Source organism: Rhodopirellula sp. SH410 (assembly GCF_055811895.1).
In genome coordinates this window covers 5952501-5970768 of sequence record NZ_CM147949.1, presented here as the reverse complement: position 1 = coordinate 5970768, position 18268 = coordinate 5952501, and the positions used below count along the sequence as shown (strand labels likewise).

At 55.4% G+C, this 18268-nt stretch carries 17 protein-coding genes (1 of these 17 running past the window's edge); 10 read left to right on the top strand and 7 right to left on the bottom strand.

The features are described 5' to 3' along the window. Positions 1 to 407: 407 nt before the first annotated feature. Positions 408 to 1898 carry an IS4 family transposase gene (locus SH410x_RS22035; RefSeq protein ID WP_473670782.1) on the bottom strand — a complete coding sequence of 497 codons (1491 nt, stop codon included), beginning with the start codon at positions 1896 to 1898 and terminating at the stop codon, positions 408 to 410. Between the two features lie 576 nt (positions 1899 to 2474). Beyond that, positions 2475 to 3431, bottom strand: coding sequence for a metallophosphoesterase (locus SH410x_RS22030; protein WP_473670780.1), 957 nt, complete (start codon positions 3429 to 3431; stop codon positions 2475 to 2477). A gap of 252 nt (positions 3432 to 3683) precedes the next feature. Between SH410x_RS22030 and SH410x_RS22025 the strand changes: the two genes are divergently transcribed. The 8 genes from SH410x_RS22025 (at position 3684) to SH410x_RS21990 (ending at position 12702) form a co-directional block, all read left to right on the top strand. Then, the gene (locus tag SH410x_RS22025) at positions 3684 to 3857 is read left to right on the top strand and encodes a hypothetical protein (protein WP_473670778.1); all 174 of its coding nucleotides are present in this window, start codon (positions 3684 to 3686) and stop codon (positions 3855 to 3857) included. A 51-nt stretch (positions 3858 to 3908) separates the two neighbouring features. Further along, positions 3909 to 4076 carry a hypothetical protein gene (locus SH410x_RS22020; RefSeq protein ID WP_473670776.1) on the top strand — a complete coding sequence of 56 codons (168 nt, stop codon included), beginning with the start codon at positions 3909 to 3911 and terminating at the stop codon, positions 4074 to 4076. A gap of 6 nt (positions 4077 to 4082) precedes the next feature. Next, the gene (locus SH410x_RS22015) at positions 4083 to 6650 is read left to right on the top strand and encodes an MrcB family domain-containing protein (protein ID WP_473670774.1); all 2568 of its coding nucleotides are present in this window, start codon (positions 4083 to 4085) and stop codon (positions 6648 to 6650) included. A gap of 2 nt (positions 6651 to 6652) precedes the next feature. Beyond that, the gene (locus tag SH410x_RS22010) at positions 6653 to 9124 is read left to right on the top strand and encodes a DUF2357 domain-containing protein (RefSeq protein ID WP_473670772.1); all 2472 of its coding nucleotides are present in this window, start codon (positions 6653 to 6655) and stop codon (positions 9122 to 9124) included. Between the two features lie 182 nt (positions 9125 to 9306). Further along, entirely contained in the window at positions 9307 to 10263 is a 957-nt protein-coding gene (locus tag SH410x_RS22005) for a hypothetical protein (protein WP_473670770.1), read from the top strand. A 572-nt stretch (positions 10264 to 10835) separates the two neighbouring features. Further along, a complete protein-coding gene (locus tag SH410x_RS22000) occupies positions 10836 to 11411 on the top strand; it encodes an HNH endonuclease (protein ID WP_473670768.1) in 576 nt (191 codons plus the stop codon). A 244-nt stretch (positions 11412 to 11655) separates the two neighbouring features. Continuing rightward, positions 11656 to 12126 (top strand): hypothetical protein, encoded by a 471-nt coding sequence (locus SH410x_RS21995; RefSeq protein WP_473670766.1) that lies wholly within the window; start codon positions 11656 to 11658, stop codon positions 12124 to 12126. A gap of 216 nt (positions 12127 to 12342) precedes the next feature. Further along, complete coding sequence (locus SH410x_RS21990) at positions 12343 to 12702, top strand: hypothetical protein (RefSeq protein WP_473670765.1); 360 nt, start codon at positions 12343 to 12345, stop codon at positions 12700 to 12702. Between the two features lie 224 nt (positions 12703 to 12926). Here SH410x_RS21990 and SH410x_RS21985 read toward each other — a convergent pair whose 3' ends face one another. The 5 genes from SH410x_RS21985 to SH410x_RS21965 form a co-directional block, all read right to left on the bottom strand. Then, positions 12927 to 13166 (bottom strand): hypothetical protein, encoded by a 240-nt coding sequence (locus SH410x_RS21985; protein ID WP_473670763.1) that lies wholly within the window; start codon positions 13164 to 13166, stop codon positions 12927 to 12929. Between the two features lie 24 nt (positions 13167 to 13190). Next, positions 13191 to 14327, bottom strand: coding sequence for an HNH endonuclease domain-containing protein (locus tag SH410x_RS21980; protein ID WP_473670761.1), 1137 nt, complete (start codon positions 14325 to 14327; stop codon positions 13191 to 13193). Further along, positions 14305 to 14619 carry a hypothetical protein gene (locus SH410x_RS21975; RefSeq protein ID WP_473670759.1) on the bottom strand — a complete coding sequence of 105 codons (315 nt, stop codon included), beginning with the start codon at positions 14617 to 14619 and terminating at the stop codon, positions 14305 to 14307. The genes SH410x_RS21980 and SH410x_RS21975 overlap by 23 nt, the downstream gene beginning before the upstream one ends. A gap of 14 nt (positions 14620 to 14633) precedes the next feature. Further along, entirely contained in the window at positions 14634 to 14918 is a 285-nt protein-coding gene (locus SH410x_RS21970) for an aminotransferase class V-fold PLP-dependent enzyme (protein WP_473670757.1), read from the bottom strand. Positions 14919 to 15095: 177 nt separating this feature from the next. Then, the gene (locus SH410x_RS21965) at positions 15096 to 15341 is read right to left on the bottom strand and encodes a helix-turn-helix domain-containing protein (RefSeq protein WP_473670756.1); all 246 of its coding nucleotides are present in this window, start codon (positions 15339 to 15341) and stop codon (positions 15096 to 15098) included. Between the two features lie 2016 nt (positions 15342 to 17357). Here SH410x_RS21965 and SH410x_RS21960 point away from each other — a divergent pair. Both SH410x_RS21960 and SH410x_RS21955 read left to right on the top strand, forming a co-directional pair. Continuing rightward, entirely contained in the window at positions 17358 to 18119 is a 762-nt protein-coding gene (locus tag SH410x_RS21960) for a helical membrane plugin domain-containing protein (RefSeq protein WP_473670754.1), read from the top strand. Beyond that, a protein-coding gene (locus SH410x_RS21955; RefSeq protein WP_473670753.1) for an NAD(P)/FAD-dependent oxidoreductase crosses the window boundary here: on the top strand, positions 18116 to 18268 show its 5' portion. It continues 1032 nt past the right edge of the window; the window shows 153 of its 1185 coding nt (coding positions 1-153); it begins with the start codon at positions 18116 to 18118; its stop codon lies beyond the right edge, outside the window. The genes SH410x_RS21960 and SH410x_RS21955 overlap by 4 nt, the downstream gene beginning before the upstream one ends.

Here is an 18268-nt window from a genome sequence, read left to right as displayed (position 1 = left end):
TGCGAGGGCGGCATCGGAAAGGATTGGAATCGGCTTTTTTTGTGAGTCAAATCCGATAGGCTCATGACGACCTCCGTGTGTCTTTTGGAATTGCTAAGCGACCGTAGGCAAACAACTTAAAAACTGCACGGCCCCCGCAGCGAGAGAGGAGACGGGGACGAATGGCATTGTCTACGCTTTTTACGAGCATTTCGGCGGACCCGTAGGATCCTAAAGCGTGTCAGACGCCGTTCACTCGAAGTGCCCCGCGATATTGGTTCCTGTCAGGCGCACTCAATGGTTGCTCCTGGCTTTCTTTGTCTTTGGCGGTAGCATTTCGCGGTTTCCTGGCGACAGCGGCGCAGCAGCGAACTCAGCGCCTCGCAATCGCCAGCGATGCGAACTCTGAGCGCAACAAACTGTCTCGATTACCCGGCTCGTGATAACGCACCGATCATCGCATGGAATACACTGCGGGGCACCGTCATGAGTTTGATCGTTTTGGGACGTCGCTTGTTCTCTCGTGGCTCGATGCGATCGGGACGCTGCCCCACAATGGCGCACACACCTTGCTTTTGGGACGCAGTCGCCATCGGTTTACTCACGCCCACGCATGCACAAAGTAGCCAGTTCGTCGAAAGGAGTTGGTAGCTTTCTGTAAAGCTCAAACTTCGCGTGTCTCGATTGGCAGCGAAGCCGCTCTGTAACATTTTGAATCTTACAAAGTTGTGGGCTAAAAGACCTGTCCACAATTCACGCTCGATACCTTCCGGTGTTTGGCTCCGTAAGTGCTCTAAATTCAGCGTGCATTTGATTGATCGAATATCCGGTTCGATCTGCCATCGTCCTTCGTAGAGTGCGCCAATCCAACTCGCGTTGGCGGATTCATGTTCGAGTATTGTCGTGGCTACCGTGAAGCCTTCGCAGCGAGCACCGGGAACTGCCGGAGCAACATCAACAAGTCGTATCGGTAACGCCTCAGGGATTTTTCGATACTCACGCTTGCCCATCCACTTCGGCCGCTTCGGACGGTCCCATACGACGATGCGTTCACTCTCGTTGAGTGCCTGCGCACCTTCCGGATGATCTTCGCGTTTGTGGTGATTTTTCATGACAACTTCGACGCCCATCATTGCACACATCGCGACAAGCCAGTACGTGCAGTAGTAACAGTCAGCAGTCAGGACATCGCCCGCACGCAAGGAACCTTTTATTTGACGAAGCAGAGCAGTTTCGCCGGTTTCCTTTCCACTGTACGGTGCCATTGCCAAATCGCTCAGTAAACCGGTTGTCATTGAAATGAGCGTGACGCAACGTAGAATGGGAAACCCAAGCCCTTCCTCCTGGACCGGATTTTGAGGATATTTCTTTTGATTCTCCGGCGTGTCGGGGGCATCGACTGTGAACCCATCAACACTGATAAAACGTCCCTTGATGGCCATCGACCGGATGCCCGCAATCACCCTCGGACTCATCTGGTCTTCGCACTGATCTGCTTCAAGAGGAACTCCAAGATCATCAAAAGCATTCGTTGCAAGCTCAGCTCGCGAGGCGAGTCTACACGCTAGCTTCTTGATCGCACTGACTGGAATCTTCTGCTTAGCTCGACAGTAGTTGCCAGCGTTCTGCGCAACGACTCGTCCTTCAACTTGCGCATAAAGCGAGACGACTCGCCCAGCAGCAGCCTTCACAGATCGCCCCGTTCCACTGAAGAGGAACTGAGAGATCATCGCCCACAACGTGATCGCAGGCGTGAACACATCTTCGTAGGCATTTCCAAACTCGATTTCTTCTTCGCTAAAAACATCTTTGACGAACGAGTCATCGATGATTTCGGTCAACGGCAACGCCGTCGACTGAATCATTGATCGCTTGAAAATACTGAAGCAATCCTTCGAGTCAACTGATAGAATGGACATGACCCTTCCTTGGTCGATTTCCTGAAAGTCCCCAACCAAGGAAGGTCACGTCATCGCCAAATTATATCGGCCGATCGGGTCACGCCAATCTCAATATTCATTTATCGGTGACAATCCGTTGAAACTTCGAATCGCGAAGGAACGCGATTTTTGGTGCTGCGCGGTGGTCGACCTCCGCTGAGCAAAAGTACTCGAAAACCGCGTAGACAATGCCATTCGAGACGGGGACGTTTTTGCTTCGCTTGGAATAAAAATGCAAGGCAGGATAAGGATGCCATGAACAATAAGTGACGGGTTTACTGTAGTGGATCTTGTTAAAGATCCTGTTCTGGATGGATCTTTAACAAGATCCACTGCGCCAGTTATTGATCCCGCGTTCCTAAGAGCGTCACCCCCAACGATTTAGCGGTCCAGGCTAGCGGCCATCGGCTAATTCTATACGAAAACTTCTGCCCAGAAACTTAGCAACGAGCGGAGAATATGTGGCCGAACGCTCCGCGGTCGGGATGATCGACCGCGGAGCGTTCGGCCACAATCTCAGACAGTAATTTTCCGCTCGTTCCTTAAAATCTTCACTCAGTTCGCCACCCAGTGAAACTTGTCCCCACTGAGCACCGACTCGCCATCCCAGCGATACGCGACCAGCTTCCCACCCTTGGCCACACTGTAGTCCGTACAGGCCACGTTAGACGCCAGCGGCACGGGAGTCCCGGTGAGCCAGTAGTGCCCCACAAAAACAGGCACCGCGTCAGCCGGATACGGTTCAATCGTCGCGCCGGAGCGATCCACCGCCGACTCTCCATCGGGCGTTCGATCGCCCGCATCGATCAAGCAATCGGGCACGACGTCGCTGCCAAGATGATGCTCGCGATAGGTTCGCCCCGCACCACTCTCGTACCACTTAATCCGCACCGTCTCACGTGGATGGTTCGCTTTATCGAGGATGAATTGCCCATTCGGTAATCGCAACTCCGGCCCCTTCAGCACATTCTCAACGGCCCGATGCAGGTCGCTGCCGGCAGCTTCCGATCGCACCAAAAAATCAGCCGTCAAGCGACCGGTCATTTTCAATGCCTCGTCGATGCAATCGATATCCCGAGGCTGCCAAGCCGCATGAGCCACGCGAATACCATCCAACTCCAGTGCAACCGGCAGCGTTTGGAACCACTCCACCGCATCGGCCAGCGCGGCCGGGGAAAGCTGCGTCAGGGTCTCATGATGCTGCTTCCGATTCTTGTCCGAATGGGGGCGAAACCAAGCCTCCTGCAGCCCCGGTCGAGCCGTATGAAACGCAATCGCGTTGTACTCATGGTTCCCCATCACCGCCACCGCATCCCCCGCGTCCACCATCGCGCGAACGATCTCAATCACCTCCCCGATCGCCGGCCCACGATCCACAAAATCACCCACGAACACAACCGTCCGGTCAACGTGGCGATACCCACGCCCATGCCGGCGATACCCCAGATCGACAAGCAACGCCCTCAATTCACCCGCGTGCCCGTGAATGTCACCGATAATGTCATGATTCATAAAAACAGCATTCCGCTTCAAATTGAGCTGCCTACCGAGCGTTGCCCCCGTGGCAACCAATCATTTCACCGAGATCTCGGTTGCTCGTACTTGCCCACAAGCTCTCACTGAGTCATCGAGAATTGCAGTCGCAGCAATCGCACACGCTCACCAAAGTTCATAGGCGATACTCTATCACGATGCCTGCCCTATGATTGCCGCCCCCCTCCTGGGAACGTATGTTCTTGGGACCATTAGGTCAAGAACTCACCCATGGACTGCCGCCCACGGCGAAACGCCAGCGTCGCTCCGCAACGGGTTTCCGTCAATGTTCCGCGATTCAATCACGCGACCATTGCATCGGGATCGTTTTATGCGGCAAAGTCGTGGCAGCATTTAGCTGTGGCCATCCGCCCGCAGATGGAATACTCCGCCAACGGCATCTAGCCGGGAAGCGGCGACCACAATCCATCATTTGGATATTCAAAAAAACGACCTATGCCACCGCAGTCACGAAACGGATCCGCCACCGACACCTCGGGACTGGAAGAAGTCGACAACACCGAACGACATCTCCTGTACGGCGCGTGTACGCACGCCTGCGACCACTTGCCGGTGAGGCAAGTCATCCCGCTTCGAGTCAATGGACGATTTTACGAGAGCTAGCAATTCATGAAGTACAACGATGACGAAGTCAGTCAGTGGTCAGAGTTCTGGGCTGTTTGTTCGCGTCTGCTGACCATCTACCCGGATCGCCCTGCCGCGATGAGCGGGGATGCGGAACCGGCGGAGCTGGGGCGGCAACTGAAGTCGCTCGGCAGCGAGCTATTGCCTGTGCTGTGTGAGAACGATCACTGGGTCGTCACGGTATCAGTCGGCAAAGGGGGCTGGGCAGCCGTTCCCTGGGTAGCATTCTTCGATAGCCGAGAGACAACCAACGCCCAAAAGGGTGTTTATCCGGTCATCCATTTTTCTTCCGAGTCACCCGTCGGGATTCGCATCGGCTTGGGGATTGCCGCGAAAGCTTATCGAGGTCGCGAGGACGAGAAGGCTGCCGCCGTCTGGGACGCGCTTGGTAACGAGAGCCGGCAGAAATTGACCGAAGCGGGCTTCTTGGATGTGATCAGTGGCGAGATAGAACGAACGCCGATTGGGACAGGCGGTCTGGCAAAGCGTTTCGACAAGGGGATGGTGTTCGAGCGTTTTGTGGACATCGAAGAGCTGAAGCAGGCACCGGCTGAGCTGACCGGTGCGTTGAAAGTTTTGTTGACGAGTTATCTAGACTGGGTGGAGAGGAAATCGCAGATGCAAGTTGACGACGGCGGCGTCGATTTCCTGACGTTGATGCGTGAATACGCTGATGAACGCGTTGTTTTTCTCAGTACAAACCGAAAGGCCCGCTATTGCATCACTGATGTTGACAATCGTGGCTGTCTCGTTCAACGCCTAGACTCGAAAAGCCCCGACCGGGCAACGGCATCGGGCTTCGCCTCCCGACTCGCGTGGCTGAAGGAGCATGGTGGCGAGGCACAACGCGCAGAGTTCGAATATACGACGGCGGTGCTGATGCCCTATATGCAGATGCCGCAGATTGGATTCACCGATAAATGCCGCAATGTCATCGCGTTCACAGATGATCAGCAACGGGCAGAAAGTTTCATCTCACTTGCCACGTCGATGGCCACGGTGACTCTTTACAAGCCGGTCATCTTGTCCCTGGTGATTGAAGCGATTCGCGATGGTGAATTGACGGACAATCGGATCACTTTCGATTGGCTGCTACCGGGTTTCATTGCTCGCATGCGAGAGCATGGCAAAGAAGTCGGCGAACAGCAACTGGCCGAAGGGTTTGGTCGGCTGGCGAACGACCTGTTCTGGATGCTTGCTCATCGCGACACGAACGAGCTATTGGATGTGTCAGAGCCGACGCCTTCTAAAATTCGAGAGCGAGTTTCTCACGCTCGATTGCAGGAGGCGTATTGGCAAATGCTGTTGGATAAGGATTGCAGCGAACAAGTTTTGAAGTCGATCTCGGAAAAATGGTGGCCTCGCCACGGACTGAAAACAACGACAAAACCTGAAGTTGATATTGCGAACGCAACCGAGAATTTAATCCGTGCGATCGCGGCCAAGGGTTTCATCTTCCACCCGTGGCAGATCGCGACCTACATCACAGCCATGCGTACGAAACCATTCGTGATTTTGGCAGGCGTCTCGGGAACGGGGAAATCAAGATTACCGGCGTTAGTTGCTGAATTGACCACTGGTGAAATTGATCGTGTCTCGGTGCGTCCGGATTGGACCGATAGCGCGGATGTACTTGGGTATGTTGATCTGCAGGACGAGTTTCGCCCTGGAGTTGTCCTTTGGGCTGCGAGCAAAGCATCCATGGACGTCGATCACTTTCACGTTTGCTTGCTGGATGAAATGAACTTGGCGAGGGTCGAGCATTACTTTGCGGAAGTGCTGAGCTCGATCGAAGATCGACGTCCCTCTGAGTCAGGTGGCTATGAGACAACGAAGCTAGTCGCTCAGACACTGCCTCCGCTGTTTCGTGAGTGGCAAGAACAAACGATGCCGGCGAACTTTGGCATTGTCGGCACGGTCAACATGGACGAGAGTTCACACGGGTTCAGCCGCAAGGTGCTTGATCGTGCGTTCACGCTGGAACTCTCCGAAGTCGACTTGGATTTACATCAGCCCGCGTCATCGATGGGATCGGTGAAGCCGGTTTACTGGCCAGCATCCTTCTGGCATTGCCAGGCTACTCGAATCTCTGAATGTAATCAGTCATCATCCGAATTCCAGCCGGCAGCCGAACGAGCGACCAAGGTGTTGATAGAAGCGAACAAGTGTTTGGTGATTAGTCAATTGCAGGTGGGCTATCGGACGCGCGACGAAGTGATCTTGTTCCTGTTGAACGCGATGCAACTTGCGGACTCGTTCGTGACCCGCAGTGGCGAGAAAGTGGACCCGCTAGATCTCGCCTTAATGATGAAGGTGCTGCCTCGCTTGGTGGGGGGAAGCAATGCGATTCGGCGGACGATGATCGGGTTGCTGGGACTCGCTCATGGGCAATCCATGAATGATTCCGATGCGGCTGATTCCGCAGTCGATGCGTGGGTGACGTTGGATCGCCCGGTTGCGATCATGAGTGCGCCGTTTCCGCGAACTGCGTCTCGGCTTTGCTTGATGTGGGAGCGTTTGAATTCTGAAGGTTACACGTCGTTCTGGTTGTAGACATGAAACACTTGTTTCGCATCGCCACAAACCGTTTCACGCTTGACTGGCACCGCGTCCGCGAGACGGATCGTGCCGTGCTGGCGCAGTCGATGCCGGTCAGGGGCCGGGTCAAAATGGTGCCGCATGACACTGGGCTGACGTGGCATCACTCGACAATGCGATGCGGCGTCCCAGATGCAATGGCAGCCGACATCGATGATCCGACCGGACCGCCGCTCTACGAGCAGACGGAATACCAGCTCTATCTTCGTGGCAACCATGACGGCGACCAGGTAGAAATGCGTCACCGCGACCCCGTCATCACACGATCCCTCAACTCACAGGAAGATGGTCGTGTTGTCCATGGCTCGGTGAACTTCCGGGGCCAAATCGGTCGTAGCCTGTTTTCAATTTACGTCAATGGGAATCGAACGCTTGACTTTGAAGTTGAGGTTTTTCCGACCAAGATCGATTACGAATCGGACTACCGGGATATTGTCGCCGATGTGCAGTCAATTCTGACGAGTCTGGCGTATGAATACCTGCGTTCGACATATCAGATGGGTAAATTATCGGGCGATCGTCCACCGTCAAAGCTCGAATGGCTCGTCCTGATCGAGCATATCATTGATGAACTTGACGTGGCGATGAACCACATCGCTCAGCGACCAACACGTGGACTGGTTCGACGCGAGCGGACCTCACGGCTGGAACGGATCCGACGAGTCGACTCACGCGTGCGTTCGCAAGTTCGTCGTGGTCAGGGCAAGGGTCCGCTGATTCAGTTGAATGGTCTCACCGCTCGCCAACAGCTCACCGAACGGCCGGCGGAACGGACGCTGGATACGATGGAGCATCGTTGGCTACGCAACCAACTCGTCGCTGTCCAGCGAACGCTCGGTCAAATTGCAGCGATCTACGATACAGACGGCGAATTGTCGTCGCGGCGCCAGCGAACATTTGACGGGATCACTCGGCTCAAGAGCCGTGTGTCACGGCTGCTAAATCTGGAGCCGATTAAGGAGGCTGAAGGCGATCCACCGATCGGCTTCGCATCTCTTCAGCTGGTATCGGCTCCGGGTTATCGCGAAGCCTACCGGCTGCTCATGTTTCTCAAGATGGGCATACGTCTGGAAGGTGACCTGATTCGTCTGGCGGTCAAAGACTTGGAGGTGCTCTACGAATACTGGACCTACCTAACTGTTGTTCGCATCATCCAGGAAGAACACGGACCGCCCCAGAATCTCGACTCTCTATTTCAGGTACGATCGTCAGGGCTTTCAGTCCGATTGAAGCAGGGCACGACACAGCAGGTAGCGTTCTCGACAGGACAACGCACGATCCGGGTGAAGTACAACCCCCAATTTCTCAACCATGAGACCACGCTCATTCCGCAAAAGCCTGACATCTTGATTCGATTTGAAGACGACGGCTGGCCAACCATGCAGCTGGTGGCCGACGCGAAGTATCGCATTGACGCCAGTGAGCAGTATCGACAGCAGTTCAAGTCGTTTGGGCCACCAACGGACGCAATCAACGTGCTACACCGCTACCGCGACGCGATTTTGGAGATTGATCAAACCGAAGCCCAGAAACATGGTTTGAGTCGTTCAGTCGTGCAAGCCGCCGCATTATTCCCGATGAATCAATTGCCGGACGAGGACTTTCATGACAGTCGCTTGTGGCAGTCGCTTGAACGCCTCGGCGTGGGGGCGATCCCGGTGCTTCCAAGTAACACGGCGTTTCTGAAAGAATGGTTGCTCGCGGCGGTACGTCAGGGCGGTTGGTCGATGGCAGATCGTGCGATCGCAAACCTTGCGGACGAAAAATCGAGAGACTGGCGAATCGCGGCCAGTGAGCCTGTGCTGGTCGGCACCTTGCGGTCACCTGGCACACGTGAACATTTGGAATGGGTCAGGAGTGAACGGCGGTATTACCACCCGCTGACAAAAACTCAACTTCGCCAATTCGTGGTTAAGCAAGTTGCGATCTACATCCCGGCAGACTTCGATGAACCCAACGGAATCCGATATGTTGCCGATGTCGAACATTTTGAGGTGGTCAATCGCTCCGAAATCCTCACGCCCTGGCCAGCAAGACGTCATGAACAAATGGTGCTGTTCCATCTGGGACCGGTCCGTCCACTGGCGTCTCCGATCAAATTCATCACGGGAGACTCAATGCCAGCACATGGCCGCTGGACAACACGGCTGGGACTCGAACGGGCGAGATCGGTGACCGAGATCGCTCTGGAAACGGAACCTGAATGGCGGTTTCTCGAATGGCTGCAAGCAAATCGATCGGTTCACACGATCAAGCTCGACCCACCACGCGTCCAAAGTGCGGAGAATCCCAAGGGACGCGCCTGGTTCCATTTGGATTCAGGCAAAAGCGTGCGGTATGACGGGATGAACGGATTCTTGATGCGTTCAGCACACGCAGCTGAATCCTACAGCACGCTCAAAGATTTAATTCAACGGGACTTGGCTTGATCCATGAAACAACCTTTGACGCTCGTGATTGTCCCGTGTGGTGACAGCAAAATCTGGGACAGAAATTTAGATACTGGATCGTGTGCTGCCCAAGATGCAGGTTCACCGTTCAAGGTGAATCGTAGGTGCGCCGCATGCATTGGTAGCCAATGGGGCATCCAAAGCAAAGGCAGGCAGTAACCGTGGGTAGTCTCACCGGATTCCTGCAAGAACGATTCGCGGCGTCCTGCCCAGCTGGTTGGTCATGCGATCGCGAAGTCGACCTACTTGATTCACGCTGGCAACGAACGCTCGGCTATTCCGCCCGCGCCGACGTCGTACTCTCACGCAATGACGGTTCCCGTCGAATCTGGATTGAGTTTGAAGTCAGCCGCGCCGACCCTGTCGCCAACCACGCCAAGTTCGCGACCTCACATCTTTTCGAGCCGCAACCCAAAACCGACACCTTCGTCGCGATGGTCAGCAGCCACGTTACCCGAGGCCGCCGTAACCTGGCCGCCAACACGATCATACTGATGCGGCGCATCGGCATGAGTGCTTTCCAAACCGCACTCTTCCCAACACTCGCACCCGCAGAAGTCAAGCGTCTCAATCACCTTCCTGCCCACGAACTCGCCACCAACGCGATCGACACCGCATCCGAACTCGCCCGCGCATTGCTGATCGCCGACCCACTCTCAATCACCACCGACTACCAGCTTCACTACGCAGGTGATCTGCTCGAAGTCTTCTGCAACGCCCAGCGATTCAACCAAGAGTTGACCACGACCACAGGCCAATCGCTCTGGGGCAAACGAACGATTAAATACTTCGCCTACGACCCTCAAACCAACCTCTTCGCGCCATCCAAGTACTGCGCCTACATCAACGCCCTGCCATCCGCTGACTCCCTCGCGTCACCGCACCAACAGCTGATGACCATGCCGCTGTACACATCGCTCGACGAATGCGAGCCCAAGTTCGACGGCAATCTAGCGCAATCCCACCTTCAACGCCAACTCAACATGCAACTCACCACGCCAGACGAATCCCCCCCCATCGGCAAAGCCTTCGCCGCATGGCGGGCAGCCCAGTTCAACCACATCCGAGTTCATCCCAACGGCCCAATGTTTCTGGTTACGCCAAGCTGGTTCGCTTGAATCTCCATGGCACCTAAGAATCCGTTTCAGGGAATGGCGTGGTTTGCTGTCAGTCTATTTTCCACATTGGAACTTGGACGCGATTTTCAGTGATCGCCTCCGCTTGGAGGTGCTACTCGGAGACACGTGAGTTCAGCGACCGACCGACCGATCGAAACTTACTCGCAGACGCACTGATGCCAGACGCGTTTTGACAACGTAAAATCACGATCAACCTAGAACCGTGAACGAAGGGGCGAAAAGCGACAGTGACTGGCGAATACGACAAACTAATCAAGAAGCTCGCGAAACTCCGAGTCGATCGGTCGAAGGGAGTCGCTCCTCATAAGCCGCTCTTGCTTCTCGTTCTGCTGGAGTTGGCGAAGTCCGAATCACTTCCTGATCCGGACGTGACGCTGACGCCTGATCTCGCCTTCCGCTTTTCCGTGTACTGGTCCATCGTCGCGCATCGGCGAACTCAGCCGCCGGATGTGCGCCTGCCCTTTCACCACACACGATCGTCAAAGCTCTGGACAACGCTCAGAACTGACGGTACTGAATCAACCCACCGCGACTCAACAACCGCAATCAGGTTGTCCGACGAATTCTTCGTAGCCCTTCAGTCGGCCGATTTTCGACAGGCTGCTGGGTACACCTTGATCTCGAACTACTTCGAGCATGCTGAGCGGGTCGCACTTTATGAATTGGCAGGCATCGAAGCCCCTAGAGACGCGACGGTGCTCGACGAACTCGCCATCCAAGCCGATAGCGAAGCTCGCGCCGAAGGCCGGACGGCTCGCTTCCGTGTCGATGTCGTCGCAGCTTACTGCCACACTTGTGCCCTAACCGGCTATCGGATCACCACGATCAGCGGCCACTCAATCGTAGATGCCGCGCACATTCATCAATTCGCCCGCTCCCGCAACGACGATCCCCAGAACGGAATCGCCCTCTGCAAAAACGCCCACTGGCTCTTCGACCTCGGGCTCTGGAGCATCGCCGATGATTATCGAGTCATTGTTGCCAGCGAATTCTTTGACGAAGCCTGCCCGACACAAGAGTCTCTTACTTCGATGGAGGGAAAGCTGTTAACACTTCCTCGTGACAAAAAGTCATGGCCAACCGCTCAGAACCTTGCTTGGCACCGTACAAAGCGTTTTGTAGGGTGACCCCCGGTCTTCCAAATGTTTTTACAAGAGTGAAACTCGACGCGGCAACGCTTCTCGATACCTTCCCATTCATCCGGCACCAAGTATTTTCCACCTCGCCGACGCATCCGAGCACCGCGGAGATGAATTGTCGAGGTTCGGTATGAGGAGCATCGAGAGATATTGGATGCGTTGATCGAGGCGATCACCGAACCGGGGCGGCTGCCCGAGCCAGTCGAAATTGCCGGGGAATTTTCGCTACACCGTGATTAAGCACAACGAGACAAACGGAAATTTCAGTTTCATCGACTGCCCCGACTTCGACAATGCCGAGGAACCGGCTACGGGCGACTACGCAGTTGTCAAATCGAACGGAACGATCACGCTGCATGCCGCACTTGCTGATCCGTACATCTATCACCACAAATGGCTGTTCGTTGCCGAAAACTATGAAGGCTTCGACGTTCAGCAAAGTATCGAACGCTCAATCGCTTGGATGTCACTGCCAAACGTTGACAAATCTTTGATCGGACGCGCCAGCTACTGGAACGCTGACGTAGTGCCGAGGCTAAGTCAATCGCCAGAAGACTCCTGGCTTCGTAGCGATGAGATCAGGCGGCGGCTCAAATTGACAACCTGTGAACTTGCCCATCTGCGAGAGACAGGTCAGTTGCTGTTCAAGAAGCAGGGGAATGCGTATCTCTATCGCTCTCCCCCTCTCCGTCGGCGCCCGTAGCGAGTTTGCGTCTGGATGGGCCGATGCCCATTTGCAGTGTCAACAGATCGTCGATCAGCTCGAGTTCACGATCGCGGTCGGCTGGGCGGTTGCTTGCGCGGTTGCCTTACGGCATTCGGGGCAGGAGAGGGGAGCGGGAATCGGAATAGCCTGGCCATCTTCTCCGGTTCCGCCACACCAAAATCCCTCGGGCGCGTACTCCGATCCCTGGAAATCATGAAGCCGCAGTACAGCCTGTCCCATGAGGTAGCGATTTTTATCGTATGCACGGACAGTCAACCCAAGCATGCATCCGACACGGCTGGCAGCACGATATACCGTCTTTCCAAGCCCCCAACGGCCCAGATCGTCACCGGTTTTTCCGCTGCGTCCGATGTTCCGCCAAAACCAAAAGAAGTCTTCGCGGTGTCGATGCTCGCGTGGCGGGTCTTTCGCAAGGCATACACTGCCTTCCAGACCGCGAGTGCCAAAGTCCTCACAAACAAGGTAGCCGAGATCAAGTTTTGGTACACCTTCCGAACCAAATTCAACATCACGATGTGCCAACGCAGGTTGAAGACGGCCAAAAAACGTTGATAGCTCTGACTTTGCGGGTAGTTCACTGGTCGAGTGAAGGCCGAATCGAACTCTGACCGGTTCGTCCCCGGTCCCGGCGTCCATCGAATTCTGTATCACCTCACGAACCAGAGCGTCGGTTCCCGCATACTCGTTTTCACCTGCGCCTTCCGTCTTAAACAGTTCCGTTTCCTGTGGATCACGACGAACCGCAGCGCCAGACAGTTTTGCAAATACCCACTCGCTCATTCCGACACACGCTCCAATATCTGGGTCCCGCTTGTCTGCGAGGGTCGAGCAACGGAGTCGTCAGCCGCAAGCAATTTCAAGTGATCGCTCGCGTCGATCTCTTGTGCTTCCAATTTTGCCTCGGCGGCCGATTCAAACACGATCGCATGTGTGGTTGTCCGTGTTCCGCCACGAACATCGAGTCGTTGAAAAATCACCGTGGGTAATGTGCCAATGGCACTGGTTTTGATGTTCATTGGAGTTCCTTTCTTGTGAACGGATTACGCGACCCAATTGGCGGCGAATCCCATGTTGCGGGCGATCTCATATTGAGGTGAAACGACTTCTCGGAGCGAATTGGAGAAGTTGAGCGGTCCCATTTCCAGAAACCGCTTCGCATCGTCGATTTTCCAGAGCATGACAAAGTCCTCAGCTAGCGTCACTTTGCCTTTGCGGATGACGCATTGTAACGCTTCGTATTGCAGGTGTGCGTAGGGATCGAAATAGCGATCAATATTTGGAAGCCGGTCGCCTTTCGATGAGTTAACGCTCTTTGTGGTTGGGACGATGTTCCAGATCAGATCGTGTGCGGTAAAACTCCACGGCAGGAAGTGGTCCAATGAGATTTCTTTCGCATTGAGGGGCACGTTTGAATACGGGCAGGAGACGTTTTCAAGTTCGGCAAATGCGATCTTCCAAAACGCCTTGGCTTCCTTCAAGTCGCGTTCGGTGGGCGCAAACAGTTTGCTGGGGACGTTCGGGACGTTGGGATTGTTCGCCTGGAGGTACTTGACCAGGTTCCAGAAACTGAAGTCCTGCAGGATCGAGATGTGCTTGTTGAGGTACTCAAACCAACGATCGTTGATCTCAATCGAATCGTCTACGAAGCGGTACATCGGCGGAGTATTGGAACGAAAATCGCGATCGCAGAGTTCCTGAACTCGGTTGTTCACTTGTTGGTCGGGGAGACCACGTGTTTCTTCGGCGAACCATGGACGAACGAAACGATACGGAACGTAGCGAGTGCGTTCCGTCACGATTTTGTGGGCGTTTGAGGAAACGCCAAGCGATTTGAATGCCGCTCGGATGACTTCGGCACTCGAGTTCGATTCGGCATGAGTTTCCGCACGTAACGACTTCACCGCGTCGCTCAGCTTGTCTTGCTTGCCGAACGCGAGATTGAAATAGTTGACAGGGTACCAAGCAAGCACAACCATTTCGGCGGCCAAATCGTCGACGGCGATTTTGGGCGAATGGAACTTTGACATTTGTTCCAGAATGCCCAAGAACCAATAGAATTTGTAGGAGTTTGTGACGTTACGAAATCCACCCGCCAATGCTTGCACTGGAAGTTCTGATTCGGATTCCGGTAGGTCGACCATGTCGATAGTGGGGCTAGACGTTTTCGGGTTCAGCAAAAACTATTCTCAGTTTGTCGTACACCGGGAACTTGGTGACGGTCCGTCGCCTAAAGTCCTCGTCCTGTGCACAAGCGAAGAACGATTTGGCCGCAGTTAATTCACTGATGGCATCAGGACTGTAGTTTCGGTAATACGAGGAGCCATCTAACTCGATATCAAGAACGGGCTCGAATCCGTTCAGGTAATTTCGGTAGCTGATCGTCACGCCGTTGACCTGAATCTCAATGGTGTCTCTTTCCACATGGACACTCTCGGCTCGCTCCAAAAGTGACACGTCGAAGATATTCATTCTACTTGCTCCAATCAGTGAAGTCTCGGAAGCGTTACGCGCAGAGGCTCAACGCGGAAAATGATCGGTTGTGTGAATAACAGCATGCCGAGTGCAGCTGCAGCGTTGCTAGGCGAGACTCCCAGTAGCTGGGCGATTGAATCGCGAGCACGTGTGAATTCGCGACGTGTCCTTTCGCCCGAACGATGCGAGCTCGACGCATTGCCCAAATCACTCCGAATCGTATCCGACAGGACGTCACGCACAGCATCAGATAGATACGTTGTCGCGTTGTTGTCGAGGTAGATTTCGGCGGGCATGAGGCGTCCGTCCCGAGGATGGATAGTTTGCTAGCATTCTACGGTTTGCTCGTGCAGCGTGCGACGGGCTTCGCGATATAGGCTTCTGAGTTTGAAAGAATCGCAACGGTTGCACGGTAAAGGCAAGCTGTGACACGTTTGGTCACACCGCACGAAAAACATCGATAATCGCCCGCGTCACTGCCGTAATTGACTTAAAAACTCGCGATGCAGCTTCTTTCCGACCTTCCCGAGCGAAACGAGCAGTTCTTCGGTCTGCTCCAACGCTAAAGGAGACGGCTTCGTGAGCACATTTCTCAAACGGTTTACCGGCGAAAAGGTAACACCAGCTTCGGCGGCCAGCTTCTCTTGACTCATCCCGAGTCGATCGCGAAGCGGCTTCACCAGCTTTCCAAGGTCCCAGCTATTTTCGGCAGCCGCCATTGTTTTCCGTCTCCGAGCTTGCCGAGAGCGCTCTAAGACGTTGCAAGGAACTTATTGCCCGGAATTCTGATCGTCAATCGGGCGACACACGGAGGCAGCGTAGGGCCGGCCGGCGCGGAGAACCGAGCGTCGATCTCGCTCCGATCAGTGGTCGAATTGCCACCGACGTGCCTCGGCAGGCGGATTGCAAAGCGTTTTTGTCAAAACAGGTTCTCGGCGAGCGCCGGTTGTGGAATCGGTTTTCGCCCTCGCCGAAAATCACATCCAGGCACCAGTGAAGCGTATTTTCCATTCCACAATGACCACGAACACAGGCGCCGAAACCTTTCAATCCCATCGTCAATGATCTGATGCAAGAATGGGTATCACTCGTGAACATTTTTCCATCCCGACTCAATCGCGGTGATTTCATTCGACCTCTTCGCAGTCGCCAATTGCCCCAAACGGATGGCTCGCTGAACCGCCTACGCAGCGTTTCTGCACGCCAAAACTAGCGATCGTCTACTCCATCTGGTCGCTAGCAGGCATCACCCTGGTCACACCGCCTTGGCTCTCCCCCTCTCCGTCGGCGCCCGTAGCGAGTTTGCGTCTGGATGGGCCGATGCCCATTTGCAGTGTCAACAGATCGTCGATCAGCTCGAGTTCACGATCGCGGTCGGCTGGGCGGTTGCTTGCGCGGTTGCCTTACGGCATTCGGGGCAGGAGAGGGGGGCGGGGGATTGGTTTTATTGGAGGAGGGGAGTGGGTTTTTGCGCCGCGTCGCGTGAGCGGCCGGGTGGGTGGTGTGGGGTACCCGATGCCTTACGGCATTCGGGTCGGACGGGGGGAGCGGAGGATTGGTTTTGTTGGAGGAGGGGAGTGGTTTTTTGAGCCGCGTCGCTTGAGCGGCCGGGTGGGCGGTGCGCGGTACCCGATGCCTTACGGCATTCGGCTCAGAAGAAGGGGGCGGGGAATTGGTTTTATTGGAGGAGGGGATTGGTTTTTTGCGCCGCGTCGCTTGAGCGGCCGGGTGGCGCGTGGGTGGTGTGTGGTACCCGATGCCTTTCGGCATTCGGGGCGGAAGGGGGGAGCGGGGGATTGGTTTTATTGGAGGAGGGTGTGGGTTTTTGAGCCGAGTCGCGTGAGCGGCCGGGTGGGTGGTGTGGGGTACCCGATGCCTTAAGGCATTCGGGGCGGACGGGGGGAGCGGGGGATTGGTTTTATTGGAGGAGGGGTGTGGGTTTTTGAGCCGAGTCGCGTGAGCGGCCGGGTGGCGTGTGGGTGGTGTGGGGTACCCGATGCCTTACGGCATTCGGGGCGGACGGGGGGAGCGGGGGATTGGTTTTATTGGAGGAGGGGTGTGGGTTTTTGAGCCGCGTCGCATGAGCGGCCGGGTGTGTGGTTGTGGTACCCGATGCCTTACGGCATTCGGCTCAGAAGAGGGGAGGATTGGTTTTATTGGAGGTGGGGAGTGGGTTTTTGAGCCGAGTCGCTTGAGCGGCCGGGTGGGCGGTGTGTGGTACCCGATGCCTTACGGGATTCGGGGCGGAAGAAGAGGGGAGGATTGGTTTTGTTGGAGGAGAGGAGTGGGGTTTTGAGCCGAGTCGCATGAGCGGGCCGGGTGGGTGCGCGGGCGGTGTGGGGTACCCGATGCCTTGCGGCATTCGAGGCAGAGGGGGGGAACGGGGGGCGTTGGAACTTGGACGCTGACGCGGCGTGTCTCTTGGACCGGAAAATCGGTGAAGTTTTTTCGTTGACATGTCGCAAGGTCGCGATACATTGATTGTATGAGCAATGGAGAACCCGATGGCGATTGGGACGAGCGCGACTATCGACCGGCCGGTCCCACTCGCTCTTGATTGCTGCTGAAACTCAATCGGACTGCGGGCATTTTTTTTTGAAAAACATGTCGCTACATAGCGATGTCCCAAGTTGACGAGATTTCGGTTTCTGTTGCGACTTTTGCACTTCGATGGATGGAAATGCTGATTTTTGATGTGAAGAAACTGGCCAATCCTCATTTTGCCTGACGGATTCATGGACACCACTATTGAAAGACCATCGCTCGCTGAGCGTCTGAACGATCCACAAACCTCTGAGGTCCTCCATCGCTTGCTCGATCGGGCAGAGTCCTTCGACGAGATGTTGCAGAGGGCGGGTGAGCTTCCCAACTTGATCGCGATCGCGACGGATTGGTTCGATGCGATCAGTCACCGGGCGGCCGAGGAGGGAATCGACCTCGAACAACGAGCCACCGAACTGATCAAGTTGCTGGTCAAGGTTACCGAACCGGCGAACATGCAGGCGATGGAAGGACTGGTGTCGCGACTGCCTCAACTGGCAAAAGGTAGCGACCGCCTGGACGAATTGCCCAATCTGCTGGCGATGGCGATGGATGTGTTTGACGAATGGGCGACCGAACTCAAGGCCGAGGGCATCGATCTGGAACAGAGCGTTCGCCAAGGCTTGCACGCGGCGCTGTACCTGGGCGGGCAAATCCAGAAAGAGGAGCTCGATCGCATCGGGTACTTGGTCAAGTCGGATGTCCTGAACAAACACTCCGTCGAAACGGTTGGCATGGCCGGTTCGGCGTTGGCGAGTTGCCAACGAGGCACGAGCGAGCAGCCCGTTGCTAAACGGGTCGGCCTGTTCGGTTTGCTCAACGCAATCCGAGATCCCAACACCCAGCGTGCGCTGTCGTTCGGATTGCAATTCGCCCAGTCCTTTGGCCGCGTGTTGGACGAAAACCATGCTGGCCCCACCTCCAATCCCTCCCCCTCCGAAGGTTCACTCAAATGACTCATCATCAAATTGTTATCGTGGGCGGCGGGACCGCTGGAATTACTGTCGCCGCGCGTTTGCGGAACGCGGATCCGTCACTCGACATTGCCATCATCGAACCGTCGGAAAAGCACTACTACCAACCGCTGTGGACGCTTGTCGGCGGT

Coding starts and splice junctions, on each gene's coding strand:
- SH410x_RS22035 (WP_473670782.1), bottom strand. CDS start 1,898: ATGTCCATTCTATCAGTTGACTCGAAGGATTGCTTCAGTATTTTCAAG.
- SH410x_RS22020 (WP_473670776.1), top strand. CDS start 3,909: ATGCCACCGCAGTCACGAAACGGATCCGCCACCGACACCTCGGGACTG.
- SH410x_RS22010 (WP_473670772.1), top strand. CDS start 6,653: ATGAAACACTTGTTTCGCATCGCCACAAACCGTTTCACGCTTGACTGG.
- SH410x_RS21965 (WP_473670756.1), bottom strand. CDS start 15,341: ATGGCGGCTGCCGAAAATAGCTGGGACCTTGGAAAGCTGGTGAAGCCG.
- SH410x_RS21990 (WP_473670765.1), top strand. CDS start 12,343: ATGAAGCCGCAGTACAGCCTGTCCCATGAGGTAGCGATTTTTATCGTA.
- SH410x_RS21975 (WP_473670759.1), bottom strand. CDS start 14,619: ATGAATATCTTCGACGTGTCACTTTTGGAGCGAGCCGAGAGTGTCCAT.
- SH410x_RS21960 (WP_473670754.1), top strand. CDS start 17,358: ATGGACACCACTATTGAAAGACCATCGCTCGCTGAGCGTCTGAACGAT.
- SH410x_RS21970 (WP_473670757.1), bottom strand. CDS start 14,918: ATGCCCGCCGAAATCTACCTCGACAACAACGCGACAACGTATCTATCT.
- SH410x_RS22025 (WP_473670778.1), top strand. CDS start 3,684: ATGGACTGCCGCCCACGGCGAAACGCCAGCGTCGCTCCGCAACGGGTT.
- SH410x_RS21985 (WP_473670763.1), bottom strand. CDS start 13,166: ATGAACATCAAAACCAGTGCCATTGGCACATTACCCACGGTGATTTTT.
- SH410x_RS22030 (WP_473670780.1), bottom strand. CDS start 3,431: ATGAATCATGACATTATCGGTGACATTCACGGGCACGCGGGTGAATTG.
- SH410x_RS22015 (WP_473670774.1), top strand. CDS start 4,083: ATGAAGTACAACGATGACGAAGTCAGTCAGTGGTCAGAGTTCTGGGCT.